Here is a 15,949-nt window from a genome sequence, read left to right on the forward strand (position 1 = left end):
CGGACGACGGCAATCATGTGCCGTCGTCCGTGGTGGAGACCAACATGCTCGCCAACGCAATGTCACCGTCCGTCACGTAGTGATTGACCCGCTCAGGGAGGCTCTGACCAGCTTTGTACAGCTCCACGATCTCGATCGATCGTGTCCTGATCAGTTCGGCCATGATGTAGTCCCGCTCGGCGTTGACATCCGGGTCGGTGGCGTGCGTGACCTGAAACGTCAATCGAGTGAACGATAGGCCGGTGTCCTTCGTGCCGGCTCCGACCCACAGAGCGGATTCATCGACCGCCGGCCGATCGGCGTTGGACCAGAAATCGCCTGCATTCCAGGTTTGCTCTGCGTGTGCCAGGCCAACAGCCCAGAACCTGACGTGATGGCGCTGTCGCGGGCTGTTGCCGATGGCTTTCTGAAAGCCGATATCCTGGCCGCGTCCGAACAGATAGAGCGTGCTGAACGGAGCGGTGGGGTAAGGCGTATCGAGGACGAAGGCGCGGATCATGGCCCAAGAGCTCGTCAGGCCCAATCGGTCCGCTTCAGACCACCCCACCGCAGCAAAACTTGCGCGAAGCTGTTGGAGCGTCCCGACCAGGGCGAGATTAACGGGGTCGCCGGGCAATCCATCACCCGTGATCGTGTAGCTGGGCACTCGCCGCTTCTGAAGAATCCTGAGACTCAACCGGATCACGCGCGGCAGAACGACATAGGCCGCGAACGCGTAGCTGACGCCGACTGCGACAATCCAGGGCAGCCTGCGGTTCGCGGTCTCGAACACCACGAAGACGATCAGCCAGACCGTGAAGATCCCCAGCCCGGCGACCAGCACGCGTTGCATGAGGCGTATGAGCAGTCGCACTGGATCGGTCCGGCGAAAGGAAGTGAACAGCAGTCGGTGTCTTCGGGAAGGTGTCCGATCTTCATCGCGATGGCAACACCGCACCTGAACGCATGAAACCGCCCAGTCGGCGGCGTTTCGACCAGCTCGTCCGCGCCCGGTTGCTCGACATCCGCAGTCCAACGTAATCGGACTGCGCGGGGCTTACGCCGACAGCCGCTCGGCGTTCGCCGCGACATAATCCCGATAGAGATCGACGACCGCCGCCGGGCTGGCGCCGGCCATCAGCTTCGCCGTCGCCTCCAAGGCTGCGGCGAGCTTTTCGCTGACCATCAGCTCCGCCTCCTCGCCCGCATCGGCTTCGCCGCGCGCGAACTTTTCCAGCCGGAGCCGGATGACCTCGCCGGCTTCCATGGCCAGCATCGCGGCCGCGAACCAGGGGAACTCCGCCTCGGCGGTTGCCGTCATGGACGGCCGCATCTGCAAGGACATTGGCGTTTTGCTCATCGTCATCGTCCGAGAACATCGGCGGACGTGCGAGGAATACGCTTCAACTTTTAATGATGCGGACGCACAATCATCGCCGATTTCGAGTCGGCTCGAACCACCCGTTAACCACCTGGGCCCTGCTTCTCTCATCCGTCATTGCGAGGAGCGAAGCGACGAAGCAATCCAGAGTCATGCGCGCGACTCTGGATTGCTTCGCTTCGCTCGCAATGACGGGAGAGAGATCTTGCCCGCCATCACGAAGGCGCGAAAATCTTGGGCTTCCTCTTCGTCCTCGCGGTCGGCCTCGTGGCCGGCACCTTGTCCGGCATCGTCGGCACCGGCTCGTCGATCATGCTGATGCCGGTGCTGGCCTACGAGTACGGCCCGAAGGAGGCCGTGCCGATCATGGCGGTCGCTGCGGTCATGGCGAACCTGTCGCGCATCCTGGCGTGGTGGCGCGAGGTCGACTGGCGCGCCTGCGCGGCCTATTCGGTCACCGGCATTCCGGCCGCCGCACTCGGCGCGCGCACCTTGCTGATCCTGCCGTCGCAGGCGGTCGATATCACGATCGGGCTGTTCCTGATGGCGATGGTGCCGGTACGGCATTGGCTGACGCGGCACGACCTCAAGGCCAACCTCTGGCATCTCGCGCTCGGCGGCGCGATCATCGGTTTCCTCACCGGCATCGTGGTCTCGACCGGACCGCTGAGCGTGCCGCTGTTCCTGTTCTATGGCCTGTCGAAAGGCGCCTTCCTCGCCACCGAGGCCGCGAGCTCGCTCGGGCTCTATGTCTCGAAATCCATCACCTTCCAGCGCTTCGGCGCGCTGACGCCGGACATTCTGCTCAAGGGCCTGATCGCCGGCGGCTCGCTGATGGCTGGCGCCTTCGTCGCCAAGCGCTTCGTGCTGCACATGAAGCCCGATGTGTTCCGCGTGGTGATGGATGGCATCATGCTGGCCGCGGGCCTAAGTATGTTATGGAACGCCACCCACTCCTGACCGCACCGATTCTCACCTCATGGCCAAGACCACGCTCTCCTTCGTCTGCCAGAACTGCGGCGCGGCCTATTCGCGCTGGCAGGGCAAGTGCGAGGCCTGCGGCGAGTGGAACACGCTGGCCGAGGAAGACACGACGGGCGCGACCTCCGCGCCGGTCTCGCTGCGCTCCAAGCGCAAGGGCCGCACCTTCCAGTTGGAATCGCTGACCGGCAAGACCATCGACGCGCCGCGGCTGTCGTCGGGCATGACCGAGCTCGACCGCGTCACCGGCGGCGGCTTCGTCCGCGGCTCGGTGCTCTTGGTCGGCGGCGATCCCGGCATCGGCAAATCGACGTTGCTGACCCAGGCGACCTCGATGCTGGCGCGCGCCGGCCATCGCGCGGTCTACATTTCCGGCGAGGAAGCTGTCGCCCAGGTGCGGCTGCGCGCCGAGCGCCTCGGGCTTGCGGATGCGCCGGTACAACTGGCGGCTGAGACGTCGGTGGAGGACATCATCGCGACCCTGTCCGAAGGCGGCGTGCCGCGACTGATCGTGATCGATTCGATCCAGACGATGTGGACCGACACCGTCGAATCGGCGCCGGGCACGGTGACGCAAGTGCGCGCCTCGGCGCAGAAGCTGATCAGGTTCGCCAAGAAATCCGGCGCCGCGATCATCCTGGTCGGCCACGTCACCAAGGACGGCCAGATCGCCGGGCCCCGCGTCGTCGAACACATGGTCGACGCGGTGCTGTCGTTCGAGGGCGAGGGCTCTCAGCAGTTCCGCATCCTGCGCGCGGTCAAGAACCGGTTCGGCCCGACCGACGAGATCGGCGTGTTCGAAATGACCGGATTGGGTCTGCGCGAGGTCACCAACCCCTCCGAGCTGTTCCTGTCCGAGCGCGATCTCGGCAGCCCCGGCACGGCGGTCTTTGCCGGGATCGAGGGCACGCGCCCCGTGCTGGTCGAAATCCAGGCCCTGGTGGCGCCGACCTCGCTCGGCACGCCGCGCCGCGCCGTGGTCGGCTGGGATCCGAGCCGGCTGTCGATGGTGCTGGCCGTGCTGGAGGCGCATTGCGGCGTCAAGCTGTCGGGCCACGACGTCTATCTCAACGTTGCCGGCGGCCTGCGCATCAACGAGCCTGCGGCGGATCTCGCCGCGGCCGCAGCTCTGGTCTCCTCGCTGGTCAACGCTCCGCTGCCGCCCGATGCGGTCTATTTCGGCGAAATCTCGCTGTCGGGCGCGGTCCGACCGGTGGCACAGACCTCGGCTCGGCTGAAGGAGGCTGCCAAGCTCGGCTTCGGCCGCGTGGTACTGCCGGAGCGCGCCCGCGGCGAGGCCGGCGGCGACGCCGGGCTCAGCCTCAATACCGTCGGCGGATTGACCAGCCTGGTGGCCGACATCGCCGCGCGCGGCACGCCTCGTGCCCGACACGACAGCAGCCGCGAAGACGGCGACCAGGGCCGCCGCGGCCCCAGCCATGCCGAAAAAAATGCCACACCAGCGAGATTCCGCCGCCAGGACGGCTAGCCGGACCGTGACGTTCGCGTGACTCGCCGCTATACAACGCCGCAACCGGTCGCCCACACGGGATCGTGCAGCCGTCCGGACTTGCCGGGGAACCTCGCTGTCCTCCTCCCGGAGGGGCGGTCCTCCGTCGATTCGAAGCGAACCTTGGACCTGTGAAGCGGACCTGAGCAGCCGATGCCGATAACGATCCTCGATCTCATCCTGCTCGGCGTGATGCTGGTGTCGGGGCTGCTCGCGATGGTCCGGGGCTTCATGCGCGAGGTGCTGTCGATCGCAGCCTGGGGCGCGGCCGCCCTGGTCACGCTTTATTCATTCTCCAAGCTGCTGCCGACCGCCAAGACCTATTTCAACAACGATACCGTCGCGAGCGTGGTCGTCGTCGCCGGTACTTTCGTGGGCACCCTGCTGATCGTCTCGGTGATCACGGTCAAAATCTCCGACATGATTCTCGATTCGCGCATCGGCGCGCTCGACCGCACCCTCGGATTCCTGTTCGGACTGGGCCGCGGCCTGCTGATCGTGGTCGTCGCCTTCCTGTTCTTCAGCTGGCTGGTGCCGGACAAGCAGCGCCCGGACTGGGTCACCGGTGCCAAATCCCGTGTGGTCCTGCAGGGAACCGGGGATTGGCTGATGTCGCTCTTGCCTGATGATCCTGAGAACACCATTTTAAAGAAATTCAAGAAGAACAAGCCGGACGACGACCAGACTGACACCGAGTCGCCCGGAGCGGGCGGCGATGGGTATAGCAAGCCTGCCCGCGACAGCTTGAAGAAGCTGATCGAGAAACCCGCGGCCAAGTGAGCTCAGCCCAGAAGAGAGGCGCGATGGACCTGCACCACGATTCTTCCGGCGAAGCCCAAGCGGATACTCACGCGGATCTGGACTTCGGACCTCAAGCCTACCTCAGAGACCCAGACCTTGACGGAGACACGCTGCGCGAAGAGTGCGGCGTGTTCGGCATTTATGGGCACAATGATGCCGCCGCGATCACCGCGCTCGGCCTCCACGCGCTCCAGCATCGCGGCCAGGAAGCCGCCGGCATCGTCTCCTATGACGGCACGCGCTTCCACAGCGAGCGCCGCCTGGGCCTCGTCGGCGACACCTTCTCCCGCCGCGAGGTGATCGAGCGCCTGCCCGGCAATGCCGCGATCGGTCACGTGCGCTACGCGACCACCGGCGCCACGATCCTGCGCAACGTGCAGCCGCTGTTCGCCGAGCTCAATGCCGGCGGCTTCGCTGTCGGCCACAACGGCAACCTCACCAACGGGCTCACGCTCCGCCGCGAGCTGGTGCGCGCCGGCGCCATCATGCAGTCGACCACCGACACCGAGGTGATCCTGCATCTGGTCGCGCATTCCCGCCGCACCAATTTCATCGACCGCTTCATCGAGGCGCTGCGCGCGCTCGAAGGCGCCTACTCGCTGGTCTGCATGACCAACAAGAAGCTGATCGGCGCCCGCGATCCCCTCGGCATCCGCCCGCTGGTGTATGGCGAGCTCGAGGGCTGCCCGATCCTGGCCTCGGAGACCTGCGCGCTCGACATGATCGGCGCACGCTACATCCGCGACATCGAGCCGGGCGAGGTCGTGATCTTCGATGAAAACGGCGCCCACAGCCACAAGCCGTTCCCGCCGAAGCCGGCGCGTCCCTGCGTCTTCGAATACATCTACTTCGCCCGGCCCGACTCAGTGGTCGGCGGCCGCTCGGTCTACGAGGTCCGCAAGGCATTCGGCGCGCAGCTCGCGCGCGAGAGCCATCCCGACGTCGACGTCGTCGTGCCGGTGCCCGATTCCGGCGTGCCGGCGGCGATCGGCTACAGCCAGCATTCGGGCGTGCCGTTCGAGCTCGGCATCATCCGCAATCACTATGTCGGCCGCACCTTCATCCAGCCGACGCAGGCGATCCGCGAATCCGGCGTGCGCATGAAGCACTCGGCCAACCGCGCCGCGATCGAAGGCAAGCGCATCATCCTGATCGACGACTCGCTGGTGCGCGGCACCACCTCGCGCAAGATCGTGCGCATGATGCGCGACGCCGGCGCCACGGAGGTGCATTTCCGCCTCGCCTCACCGCCGATCCTCTACCCCGACTATTACGGCATCGACCTGCCGGACCGTGGCGGCCTCTTGGCGGCGACGCATTCGCTCGAGGAGATGCGCGAGCTGATCGGCGCCGACTCGCTGGCGTTCCTGTCGATCGACGGCATGTACCGCGCCATGGGCGAGCCGGCCCGCGACCCCGCCGCGCCGAAATACGCCGACCACTGCTTCACCGGCAGCTATCCGACCCACCTTACCGACCAGTCGCTGGTCGAGCCGACCCAGCAGCAGTTGTCGCTCCTGGCCGAGGCGAGCTGAGGCTCTTTCCCCACACCGTCATTCCGGGGCGATGCGCAGCATCGAACCCGGAATCTCGAAATTGTTTTGTGCGCCTGACCTCTAGATTCCGGGTTCGAGGCCTAACGGCCTCGCCCCGGAACGACGGCGTTCGATCGGCCGTCGTCCCGGCACATGCCGGAGGCCCTGACCACCGGCCGTCGTTTGTCGGGCAGGACTAGCCACAGCCACCCAACTCCATCATAACCGCCGCGGAATATGGATCCCGGCGTTCGCCGGGACGACGGCTGAGAGACTATCGTGATGACCCTTCCCCTCGCCAATCGTATCGCCCTCGTCACCGGCGCCTCGCGCGGCATCGGCCATGCGACCGCCCGCGCGCTCGCGCGCGCCGGTGCGCATGTCGTCGCCGTCGCCCGCACCCAGGGCGGGCTGGAGGAACTCGACGACGAGATCCGGAAAGAGACCGGCAGCGGCGCCACCCTGGTGCCGCTCAGCATGACCGACAGCGACGGCATCGCCCGGCTCGGCGCCGCGCTGCATGAGCGCCATGGCAAGCTCGACATCCTCGTCGGCAATGCCGCCGTGCCCGGCCCCTCCTCACCGCTCGGCCATATCGACCTCAAGCCGTGGAACGACGTCGTCGCGGTCAACCTCACCGCCAACTTCCAGCTGATCCGCTGCATGGAGCCGCTGCTGAAGGCCTCCGACGCCGGCCGCGCGGTGTTCCTCACCTCAGGCGCCGCTCACAAGGCGCAGGCCTATCTCGGCCCCTACGCCGTCACCAAGGCGGCGCTGGAGACCCTGGCTCGGGTATGGGCGCACGAGACCGAGCGCACGGCGCTGCGCGTCAACCTGTTCAGCCCGGGCCCGATCCGCACCCGCATGCGCGCCACGGTGTTCCCAGGTGAAGACCCGATGACGCTCGAGACACCCGAGCAGGTCGCCGAATTGATCGTGCCGATGTGCCTGCCGTCGTGGACAGAGACCGGCAAGCTCTACGAGTACAAGACCCGCGCGCTGAAGAGCTTTCAGCCACCGGCGTAGACTATCGCGTCGACGGCACCAGGGCGGTCGCAGGCTCCACTCCTACGTCGCGCTGTCACCCGCCGCGACCTCCACGAGATCGATGGCGCGCTCCGGGCAAGCCACCACGCACAGGCCGCAGGCAAGGCAGAGATAGCTCTTCGGCGTGTAGGCCGTCTTCATGCCGTGAAAGCGCACGCGCATCCTGCCGAGGAAGGACAGCGCTCGGAAATCGTCGCCGCTGATCGGCGCAACGTCGAACACGTTGTAGGGGCACACCTCGACGCAGTCGCCCTTGGCCTCGCATCGGTTGCGGTCGACGACCGGCACGAAGCTGCCCGGCTCGGCCTTGCAGCCGGCGCCCGGACGTTTCGGATGCTGCGCGGCCTTGCGCACCTTGGCAGCCTTGGTGCGCTTCGAGAGCGGTGGTGTCGGCTCGGTCTGGTCGGTCACGCTGTCGGCTCCATGGGCGGATGAATCAGGCTTCGGCGGTCAGCATCAGCGTGGTGCCGGCGGGATCGCGCAGCACGTACTGATCGCCCCGCACGATCACCTCGTCGTGGCCGCGCAGCGCGGCGTCGAGGCGCGCGCGGGTGTCGAAGCGGATCGAGAAGCCGCGCAGCCGCGCCACGCCTGCGGGTGCTGGCGGCGCATCGATCCCCTGCCAGACGTTCAATGCGATACGGTGGGTGTAGGCGCCGCCGGCGCCGAGATCGGCAAACCCCAGCTGTGGCGCGAATGCGCCGGGCAGGAAGCCAAGCCGCGTGTAGAACGTGCGCGCAGCCTCGATGCGCGGGACGTGCAGATGCAGATGGCCGATCCGCGCGGCGTCGGCGAGCAGCGCCGACAGCGGCGGTCCTTTCGCCTGCGCCAGCTCATGGCGCACGTCGAGCGGGCTCCTGCCACTGCAGGGCCGGCCTTCGGCATCGAACACGGTGAAATCGGTCTCGAACGTGCCGTAGCCGCCGAACCGCTCCGGCGTCTCCAGCGTGAACTCGATGCCGAGCCCGTCAGGATCGTTGAGATAGATCGCCTTGGACATCACGTGATCGACCGGCGAGATCGGCGTGCGGCTGGCGATCAGCCGGCGCAGCATCCGCGAGAATTCCGCCTGGTCGGGCACATGGATGGCGATATGATAGAGGCCGGAGAAGCCGCGCAGCGCCGGGCGTTTCGCACCGGGATGCAGCACCACGAGCGTCTCGCCCGCCGTGCCGAGCTCGGCCGCGCCGTTGCGCTTGCGCAGGCGCAGACCTGCGGTCTCGCACCAGAAATCGATCGCGCGCTCGAGATGCGTGACCTCCAGATGCACCGGCCCGAAGGTCGCGATCTCGCTGGATGCGCCGGTTCGCGGCAAGGTCAGATGGTCCATCTGCGATCTCCGATTGGTCCGTCGTTGCGGCCGCGCCCGATGCGGCGGGGCCACGTTAGACGGCCGACGCGTCCTGATCGCCGGGCGCCCCGTTGAGGCTCGCATTCTCCGGGGTGAATGATCCGGGCCGGACAGCGCCGCTCCGCCCGCGGCCGGCGCCTATCTCGGTCCGGCAGGATCTGCCGCGGCGGGTTTGGCGGCTGCCGACTTGCCCGCAGCCGCCTTCGCCACAGCCGGCGCCTGGCGATCGCGCACCGCCATCAGCTCCTTACGCAGCTTCTCCTGCTGCTCGACCGACAACACCGGACGCTGGTCGTCATGCGGCACGTCGTTGACGGGGAGATAGTTGTAGGTGTTGTGGAACTGCGTGGTGGCGTCGGGCGGCGGCGTGGACGACGTCGCGCAGCCGCCGAGCAGCAATGGTATCAGCAGCGCGGCGCGCGCAGCGGAGCTCACGACAGACCTGCAGCTTCGCCAGATCATCGCGCGGCAGCCGCCATCGTGCGCGCCGGGATCTGCGCGGTGATGCCGTGCTCGTTGGCTTGCAGCCCCGGCAGGCTCTTCACCCAGGGATAGCCCCGCCGTCCCATGTCGTGGCCGCGATCGAACAGCGCGGTCATGTAGCTGCGGTCGAACGGACCGTCGGCCTTGGCCTGGAAATCGGCCGGCACGCTGGCGAGGTTGAAGTCGATGCCGTTGAACTTCGCCACCGAGTAGATGCGGTAGATGTCGCCGATGCCCTGGTTCTTGATCAGGGTCGACAGCGAGCGTTGCGTCACCGAGAGCACGTCGGCGCCGACGCTGTCCCATTGCGGATCGATGCGGGCGTTGCGGATGACGTAGAGATGCGCGCCGCTCACGCTCCGGCGCGGGCCGCGGCCGGAGACGAGACGCAGCACCGACGGACCGATGAACACCTGCCGCGTCACGCCGCCGTCGACATGCAGCTCGTCGTAGTCCTTGTCGCCGATCCGCACCTTGATGCGAACCGGAGCGAAGGCGCCCGGCACGGTCGCTGATGCCAGCAGCACCTGGCGGAACAGCGCGATCGCCTCGGGCGTATCGGCGGCTGCGATGCGGCCCATGTCCCACAGCACCGGACGCTGCGCATCGAGATTGGTGGTGCCGACCAGAAGCACCCGGCCCTTGCTGCTCTCGCGCGCGACGTCGCGGAGAAACTCGCGATCGACATACTTCTCGATCAGCCGCGACAGCGGCGTGTTGTCGGCCAGCGCCGAGCCCTGCAGCAGGCCGGGAATGTTGACCGTGAAGATGTCCTTGCGCTCATAGGCGGTGAAGATCTCGCGCAGCTTGTCATCATGCTCGCGCCCCAGGAAGACGAACGGCGCGATCAGCGCGCCGGAGCTGACGCCCGTCACCATGTCGAACGACGGCCGGTTGCCGGCCTCGCCCCAGCCGGCCAGCAGCCCGGCGCCGAACGCGCCGTTCTCGGCGCCACCGGAGATCGCGAGGAAATTCAGCGGACGCGAGATCGGGAGTTCGGCCGACGCGCGTGACATCGCGGCCTCGGCAAAGCGCGGCGCCGGCTCGTCACCCCAGTAGCGGACGTTGCGGAAGCCGACCGGGTCGGCGCTGACAGCCGCCGCCTCCGGCAGCGCGTTGCGTGGCATGACGGCTGCGCACGCCGCCAGCAGCAGCGACGCGGCGCACGCGAGCAGGACACGCGGGACAAGCACGCGGAAGGAGGCGGCGGACTTCATCGCGACGCTTGCTGCTCCACGCTTGCGATCTCCGGCGACGGCTGCGGCGCGTCCGGCCTGGCTTCCTCGGCGCCCTTGTCGGTCCAGCCCGGCGGCAGGCCCAGACCGGCACCGACGAAGCCCTTCAGGCCGGGGAAACGTCCGTACTGCTCACATGCGGCATATTTGGGAGCAGCGCCGAGCTTGGCCGGCACGCTCGACACCGAAGGCAGCGAGGCCAGCGACGGGACGCCTGAGAACGGCGACTCGCCCGTCGACACCAGCTTCGCGAAGTCGGCGCCGAACTCGGAAGCGAGGTCGTAGGCGTCGCCGTCATTGGCCATACGGGCAGTCGAGACCGAGTTGGCGCCGCGCGCCCACACCATTGCGGCCTTCTGGAACCCTGCGAAGTCGCGCGCCTCGGCCTCGACGGACAGCGTGCCAAGCCCGACCGGCAGCCGCGGCACCGGCACCGGGACGCCGGGTAGCGCGACACTCTTGGCGATCGACGCCGCCTGCGAGGCGGCTGAGGCGGTCGCGTTGGTCGCCGTGGCATGGGTGACGGTCGCCTTGACCGTCAGATCGGCCTCCTCGCGGGGTCCGACGATCTGGAATCGCTCGCTCAGCCGCAGGCACATTTCCCGGCTGATGACGTTGGCCACCAGCTTGCGCTCGCTCTCGTCGAGGGCGATGTCGGGACGCGGCGGAAACGCGGTCGGCTCGATCCGGATCGTCTTGGCCTCGAGCAGCTCCTTCTTGTTGGCCTTGATCTGCGCGCGCGTCACCAGGCCGTTGGCTTCGGCGAGATGATCGTAGTTCTTGAGCGAGCCGGCCCGCTCGAGCGGGGCGGTGGCGCAGCCGGCCGTTGCCAGCGCCAGGGAAACCAGGGTCATCGACTTCAGCGGAGCGAGACGCATCGAAACGGTCAGACCCATTGATAGACAACTCACTCTAATTAAGTCTCACAAGCCGTAGCGCTTGTCCAACGAAACTAGATCAAATTCTCTAGATTAGAGCGGCGAGAAATATTATTTTATATTACAAGCAGTTGGCGGAAACGACGAATGTGGCGAGAGTTGGCCCGGCAGGACACGCGATGAGAAAGGTCGATCCGGTCAAGCACGAGCAGAAGCGCCGGGAGATTCTCCAGGCCGCCCTGTCGTGCTTCGTCAGGAACGGATTTCACGGCGCCAGCACCACCGACATCTGCGCCGCCGCCAAGATCAGCCCGGGCCACCTCTACCATTACTTCCCCAGCAAGGAGGCGATGATCCAGGCGCTGGTCGAGCAGAATCTGAGCCACGCTGCATCGCGCCTCCAGGCAATCCTGGCCTCGCCCGACGTGATCGACGCCCTGGTGCAGGAGCTCGAGAGCACCAGCATTCACCAGCCGCAGGCCCAGGTCCTCAGCGCCGAGGCTTTGGCTGAGGCCTGCCGCAATGCCGACTTTGCAGCCATCGTCCATGCCCATGCGCGCGCGATGCGGGCGCTGCTGGTCGACTTCCTCACCAAGGCACAGGACCGCGGCGAGGTCGATCCCGGCCTCGATCCGGAGGCGACCGCGAACATCCTGTTCGTGATCGTCGACGGCGCACGCGCGCTGCCGATCCGCAATCCGAACGTCGACATCAAGCAGAGCAGCGAGCATCTGCGGCTCATGCTGACGCGCTTTCTGCGGCCGCCCACGTTGCGGACGCCGCCGAAAAAGGAAGCGGTGGAGCGGGCGCCGGTCTGAGCCTGCCGATCGGCGTCCCCCGCGCGATTGACACTCCGCCATGCCCGCGATTGACTGCGCTCATAAGCGGATGACCGCAGCATATATCGGGGAGGACGGCATGACGCGAGCACGATGCGGACGCGCGACAATGCCTGCCCTGGTCGTTCTGCTGTTCGCCGTTGCGGCCGGCAACGTCCTCTTCTCTCGCAGCACCAGCGCCGCAGCGGAGGTGCCCGCGTTCGCCGTCGAGCCGTCCTGGCCGAAGCAGCTCCCCAACAACTGGATCCTCGGCCAGGTCGGCGGCATCACGGTTGATCACCAGGGCCACATCTGGGTCATTCACCGGCCGCGCTCGCTGACCGACGACGAGAAAGGCGCTACGCTCAATCCGCCGCGATCGAAATGCTGCATTCCGGCGCCGCCGGTGCTCGAATTCGATACCGACGGCAATCTCTTGCGCGCCTGGGGCGGCCCGGGCCCGGGCTATGAATGGGTCGGCCGCGAGCATGGCATCGAGGTCGACGAACGCGGCTTCGTCTGGATCGGCGGCAATGCCGACAATGACAACGCCATCCTGAAGTTCACGCTCGATGGCAAGTTCGTCGCTCAGATCGGAACGATGGCGCCGAGCAAGGGCTCCAACGACACCACCCAGCTCGGCAAGCCCGCGGAGACAGCGATCGACAAGGAGGCGAACGAGATCTACGTCGCCGACGGCTACGGCAACCGCCGCGTCATCGTGTTCGATGCCACCACCCTCGCCTACAAGCGGCATTGGGGCGCCTATGGCCATGTCCCTGACGATGCCAAGCAGCCACCGTATGATCCCAATGCACCGGTCGCCCAGCAGTTCGGCAATCCCGTGCACTGCGTGAAGATCGCCGACGATGGTCTCGTCTATGTCTGCGACCGCATCAACGACCGCATCCAGGTGTTCAGGAAGGACGGGACATTCGTGACCGAATGGTTCTTCGAAAAGAACACGCTCGGCAATGGCGCGGTGTGGGACATCGCGATCTGGCCGGATCCGAAGCAGACCTACCTGCTGTCTGCCGATGGCGAGAACAACGAGATCCGCATCATCAGGCGGGATGACGGCAGCGTGGTCGGCAGCTTCGGCCACAATGGCCGCAATGCCGGCCAATTCCATTGGGTGCACGCGATGGCTGTCGACCGGCAGGGCAACGTTTATACCGCCGAGGTCGACACCGGTAAGCGCATCCAGAAATTCCGGCTGACCTCGGACGCCCTGCGTTAACGCTCAAGCGAAACGCACAAACCTTGGGCGCGTCTCGCGCCTTTTGGCGCATTGCCGCAACTCACAAGACCGGCTATCCAGGGAATCCGACGGCAAAGGGCGCCCAAGAAGCCCCGCCGTGACACGACACCAGGGAGGACTTTGATGACGACGTCTCATGCGCGGCGGATGGCTGCGCTGCTTGCCGCCACCACGCTCAGCTTTGCCGGCTCCGCCTTCGCCGACGACAAGGTCGTCAAGATCGGCGTGCTCAACGACATGTCCAGCCTCTACGCCGACATCGGCGGTCCCAACTCGGTCGCAGCCGTCAACATGGCGGTCGAGGATTCCGGCCTGAAGGCCAAGGGCTGGACCATCGAGGTCATCAGCGGCGACCACCAGAACAAGCCCGACGTCGGCGTCAATATCGGCCGGCAGTGGATCGACACGCAGAAGGTCGACGTGATCATGGACACGCCGAACTCGGGCGTGGCGCTGGCCGTCTCCAACCTGGTCAAGGAAAAGAACTCGATCCTGTTGAACTCCGGTGCCGCCACGGCGGACCTGACTGGCAAAGCGTGCAACGCAAACACCATCTCCTTCACCTACGACACCTACATGCTCGCGAACGGCACCGGCAAGGCGCTGACCAAGGCCGGCGGCGACACCTGGTTCTTCCTGACCGCCGACTATGCCTTCGGTCACGCACTCGAGCGCGACACCTCGGCCGTGGTGACCAGCAGCGGCGGCAAGGTGCTGGGCTCGGTGAAGCACCCGCTCAACACCGCCGACTTCTCGTCCTTCCTGCTGCAGGCGCAGTCGTCGAAGGCGAAGGTCATCGGGCTTGCCAATGCCGGCGGCGACACCACCAACTCGATCAAGCAGGCCTCGGAATTCGGCATCGTCCAGGGCGGCCAGAAGCTCGCCGCACTCCTGCTGTTCGTCAACGACGTGCATGCGCTGGGGCTGAAGGTGGCGCAGGGCCTGACCTTCACCGAGTCGTTCTACTGGGATCTGAACGACCAGACCCGCGAATGGTCCAAGCGTTTCCAGAAGCTGTCGCCGAAGGGCACGATGCCGTCGATGACGGTGGCGGGCAACTACGCCGGCACGCTGCATTACCTCAAGACGCTGGAAGCGCTCGGCGGCAATCCGCATGACGGCGCCAAGGTCGTGGCCAAGATGAAGGAGATCCCGACCGACGATCCGCTGTTCGGCAAGGGCCCGCTGCGCGCCGACGGACGCCGCCTGATCCCGGCCTATCTGTTCGAGGTCAAGAAGCCCGAAGAGTCCAAATACCCGTGGGACTACTACAAGCTGATCGCCAAGATCGCGCCTGAGGATGCCGCCAAGCCGCTCGAGGCCAGCGACTGTCCGCTGGTGAAGAAGTAAGCCGATAGCTCCGATGCGGGATGCGGTGGATTAGCATCGCGTCCCGCCAGTGCCGCTGCGCAGACGATGCGACGTTCGCTGCGCAGAATCACGTCATCGTCAGCGCAGCAGGCTCGCGAGGCGGCCGATGCCTTCCTCGATCACGGCCTCCTCGGGCAGCGAATAAGACAGGCGGATCGTGTTGGTGCCGCTGCCGTCGTGGAAGAAAGCTGCCCCGGGAACGAACGCCACCTGGGCCTGATTCATGGCCCGGTCGAGCAAGGCGGCACCGGACACGCCGTCCGGCAAGGTGAGCCAGACGAAGAACCCGCCGTCGGGCCGCGTCCACCTCGCTTCTGACGGCATCTGTGCCTCAAGTGCCCTCAGCATCGCATCGCGCTTGAGCCGATAATGCGCGCGCGCCCGTGCAATCAGCCCGGCATGCCCTCCGTCTTTCACGAGCCTGTGCATCACGATCTGATTGATCGCTGACACGTTGAGGTCGCTCGCCTGCTTGATGAGGACGAGACGGCTGATGATGGCGCGCGAGGCACAAACCCAGCCGATGCGCAGGCCCGGCGCGACCGTCTTCGAGAACGTTCCGAGATGGATGACGCGGGAAGCATCGAGCGAGCCGCGGCGACGGACGTCCAACGACTGCAGCGACGGCATCTCGTCGCCGTCGAAACGCAAGGCAGAATAGGCGCTGTCCTCCAACACCGGCACGTCCAGCTCGCCGGCGAGATCCAGGACTTCGGCGCGCGCCGAACGCGACAGCGTCTCACCGGTCGGATTGGCAAAGTCCGGCACGACATAGACGAACTTCACGCGCGCCCCCGCAGCTTCTTTCGCGGCTTCGTCCGCGTAGGAGGCCGGGGTGCGGTTCGCAGCGCGTGGACCGATCGAATCGTAACGCGGCTCGTAGGCCGAAAAGGCCTGCAGCGCGCCAAGATAGGTGGGAACGGTGACGAGCGCCGTATCCGCGGGCGTGAGCAGCAGCTTGCCGAGAAAATCGAGCGCCTGTTGCGATCCCGCGGTGACGAGGATGTTGTCTGGCGAGGCCGCTATGCCCTGAGCGGTCATGTGCTCGGCGATCCACTGGCGAAGCGGACCGTAGCCCTCGCTGACGGCATATTGCAGAGCAGCGGAAGCCACGTTGGGCGATGCCAGCGCATCGGCATAGACCTGCGCCGCCGCTGCTGCAGGAAACAGCGCGGGATCGGGGATGCCGCCGGCGAACGAAATCATGCCGGGCCGCTCCAGCACCTTGAGCAGCTCGCGAATCTCCGATGCCTTCATGCGATCCGCGCGGCGCGCGTAGACGGGCTTCCAGCTCACCAATATTCCTCCCCTGATCCGG

Annotated in this window: 16 protein-coding genes; 8 read left to right on the forward strand and 8 right to left on the reverse strand. The window is 66.3% G+C overall.

The window, feature by feature from the left end; genetic code table 11:
- Positions 1 to 13: 13 nt before the first annotated feature.
- The gene (locus QX048_RS26915; RefSeq protein WP_315749930.1) at positions 14 to 832 is read right to left on the reverse strand and encodes an LssY C-terminal domain-containing protein; all 819 of its coding nucleotides are present in this window, start codon (positions 830 to 832) and stop codon (positions 14 to 16) included.
- Between the two features lie 204 nt (positions 833 to 1,036).
- Entirely contained in the window at positions 1,037 to 1,324 is a 288-nt protein-coding gene (locus QX048_RS26920) for a hypothetical protein (protein WP_409998620.1), read from the reverse strand.
- Positions 1,325 to 1,594: 270 nt separating this feature from the next.
- Here QX048_RS26920 and QX048_RS26925 point away from each other — a divergent pair, with 270 nt between their 5' ends.
- The 5 genes from QX048_RS26925 to QX048_RS26945 all read left to right on the forward strand — a co-directional run bounded on the left by QX048_RS26925 (position 1,595) and on the right by QX048_RS26945 (position 7,213).
- Positions 1,595 to 2,320 (forward strand): sulfite exporter TauE/SafE family protein, encoded by a 726-nt coding sequence (locus QX048_RS26925; protein ID WP_315712457.1) that lies wholly within the window; start codon positions 1,595 to 1,597, stop codon positions 2,318 to 2,320.
- A 19-nt stretch (positions 2,321 to 2,339) separates the two neighbouring features.
- Positions 2,340 to 3,830, forward strand: a complete 1,491-nt coding sequence (gene radA / locus QX048_RS26930; RefSeq protein WP_315712459.1) for a DNA repair protein RadA — start codon at positions 2,340 to 2,342, stop codon at positions 3,828 to 3,830.
- 174 nt (positions 3,831 to 4,004) lie between these two features.
- Positions 4,005 to 4,631: a CvpA family protein gene (locus tag QX048_RS26935; RefSeq protein WP_315712460.1), complete on the forward strand. Its 627-nt coding sequence runs from the start codon at positions 4,005 to 4,007 to the stop codon at positions 4,629 to 4,631.
- 23 nt (positions 4,632 to 4,654) lie between these two features.
- Positions 4,655 to 6,187: an amidophosphoribosyltransferase gene (gene purF, locus QX048_RS26940; RefSeq protein WP_315712462.1), complete on the forward strand. Its 1,533-nt coding sequence runs from the start codon at positions 4,655 to 4,657 to the stop codon at positions 6,185 to 6,187.
- Positions 6,188 to 6,469: 282 nt separating this feature from the next.
- Entirely contained in the window at positions 6,470 to 7,213 is a 744-nt protein-coding gene (locus QX048_RS26945) for an SDR family NAD(P)-dependent oxidoreductase (protein ID WP_315712464.1), read from the forward strand.
- Positions 7,214 to 7,255: 42 nt separating this feature from the next.
- On the opposite strand, the gene QX048_RS26950 is transcribed toward QX048_RS26945, so the two are convergent.
- From QX048_RS26950 to QX048_RS26970, 5 genes are all read right to left on the reverse strand, one after another.
- Positions 7,256 to 7,645, reverse strand: a complete 390-nt coding sequence (locus tag QX048_RS26950) for a 4Fe-4S binding protein (RefSeq protein ID WP_315712465.1) — start codon at positions 7,643 to 7,645, stop codon at positions 7,256 to 7,258.
- A gap of 25 nt (positions 7,646 to 7,670) precedes the next feature.
- Entirely contained in the window at positions 7,671 to 8,564 is an 894-nt protein-coding gene (locus tag QX048_RS26955; protein WP_316200754.1) for a VOC family protein, read from the reverse strand.
- A gap of 159 nt (positions 8,565 to 8,723) precedes the next feature.
- Positions 8,724 to 9,020 (reverse strand): hypothetical protein, encoded by a 297-nt coding sequence (locus QX048_RS26960; protein WP_315712468.1) that lies wholly within the window; start codon positions 9,018 to 9,020, stop codon positions 8,724 to 8,726.
- A 23-nt stretch (positions 9,021 to 9,043) separates the two neighbouring features.
- Positions 9,044 to 10,285: a patatin-like phospholipase family protein gene (locus QX048_RS26965; protein ID WP_315749922.1), complete on the reverse strand. Its 1,242-nt coding sequence runs from the start codon at positions 10,283 to 10,285 to the stop codon at positions 9,044 to 9,046.
- On the reverse strand, positions 10,282 to 11,199 hold the full coding sequence (locus tag QX048_RS26970; protein WP_315712471.1) for a DUF3313 family protein: 918 nt from the start codon (positions 11,197 to 11,199) through the stop codon (positions 10,282 to 10,284). The genes QX048_RS26965 and QX048_RS26970 overlap by 4 nt, the downstream gene beginning before the upstream one ends.
- A 161-nt stretch (positions 11,200 to 11,360) precedes the next feature.
- Here QX048_RS26970 and QX048_RS26975 point away from each other — a divergent pair, with 161 nt between their 5' ends.
- The 3 genes from QX048_RS26975 to QX048_RS26985 all read left to right on the forward strand — a co-directional run bounded on the left by QX048_RS26975 (position 11,361) and on the right by QX048_RS26985 (position 14,610).
- Complete coding sequence (locus tag QX048_RS26975) at positions 11,361 to 11,999, forward strand: TetR/AcrR family transcriptional regulator (RefSeq protein ID WP_315826772.1); 639 nt, start codon at positions 11,361 to 11,363, stop codon at positions 11,997 to 11,999.
- Between the two features lie 130 nt (positions 12,000 to 12,129).
- Positions 12,130 to 13,239: a hypothetical protein gene (locus QX048_RS26980; protein ID WP_409999242.1), complete on the forward strand. Its 1,110-nt coding sequence runs from the start codon at positions 12,130 to 12,132 to the stop codon at positions 13,237 to 13,239.
- 144 nt (positions 13,240 to 13,383) lie between these two features.
- Positions 13,384 to 14,610, forward strand: coding sequence for an ABC transporter substrate-binding protein (locus QX048_RS26985; protein WP_315712474.1), 1,227 nt, complete (start codon positions 13,384 to 13,386; stop codon positions 14,608 to 14,610).
- 99 nt (positions 14,611 to 14,709) lie between these two features.
- Here the strand turns inward: QX048_RS26985 and QX048_RS26990 are convergent, their stop codons facing one another.
- Positions 14,710 to 15,930: a PLP-dependent aminotransferase family protein gene (locus QX048_RS26990; RefSeq protein WP_315749917.1), complete on the reverse strand. Its 1,221-nt coding sequence runs from the start codon at positions 15,928 to 15,930 to the stop codon at positions 14,710 to 14,712.
- Positions 15,931 to 15,949: the final 19 nt, after the last annotated feature.

Origin of the sequence: Bradyrhizobium sp. SZCCHNS30572 (genome assembly GCF_032484415.1) — a bacterium.
Classification (GTDB): Bacteria; Pseudomonadota; Alphaproteobacteria; order Rhizobiales; family Xanthobacteraceae; genus Bradyrhizobium.

What these genes read in the sequence shown, in the direction of transcription:
- QX048_RS26915 (WP_315749930.1), bottom strand. Translation starts at nt 832, where the DNA reads ATGCAACGCGTGCTGGTCGCCGGGCTGGGGATCTTCACGGTCTGGCTG.
- QX048_RS26920 (WP_409998620.1), bottom strand. Translation starts at nt 1,324, where the DNA reads ATGTCCTTGCAGATGCGGCCGTCCATGACGGCAACCGCCGAGGCGGAG.
- radA (WP_315712459.1), top strand. Translation starts at nt 2,340, where the DNA reads ATGGCCAAGACCACGCTCTCCTTCGTCTGCCAGAACTGCGGCGCGGCC.
- QX048_RS26935 (WP_315712460.1), top strand. Translation starts at nt 4,005, where the DNA reads ATGCCGATAACGATCCTCGATCTCATCCTGCTCGGCGTGATGCTGGTG.
- purF (WP_315712462.1), top strand. Translation starts at nt 4,655, where the DNA reads ATGGACCTGCACCACGATTCTTCCGGCGAAGCCCAAGCGGATACTCAC.
- QX048_RS26945 (WP_315712464.1), top strand. Translation starts at nt 6,470, where the DNA reads ATGACCCTTCCCCTCGCCAATCGTATCGCCCTCGTCACCGGCGCCTCG.
- QX048_RS26955 (WP_316200754.1), bottom strand. Translation starts at nt 8,564, where the DNA reads ATGGACCATCTGACCTTGCCGCGAACCGGCGCATCCAGCGAGATCGCG.
- QX048_RS26965 (WP_315749922.1), bottom strand. Translation starts at nt 10,285, where the DNA reads ATGAAGTCCGCCGCCTCCTTCCGCGTGCTTGTCCCGCGTGTCCTGCTC.
- QX048_RS26970 (WP_315712471.1), bottom strand. Translation starts at nt 11,199, where the DNA reads ATGGGTCTGACCGTTTCGATGCGTCTCGCTCCGCTGAAGTCGATGACC.
- QX048_RS26975 (WP_315826772.1), top strand. Translation starts at nt 11,361, where the DNA reads ATGAGAAAGGTCGATCCGGTCAAGCACGAGCAGAAGCGCCGGGAGATT.
- QX048_RS26980 (WP_409999242.1), top strand. Translation starts at nt 12,130, where the DNA reads ATGCCTGCCCTGGTCGTTCTGCTGTTCGCCGTTGCGGCCGGCAACGTC.
- QX048_RS26985 (WP_315712474.1), top strand. Translation starts at nt 13,384, where the DNA reads ATGACGACGTCTCATGCGCGGCGGATGGCTGCGCTGCTTGCCGCCACC.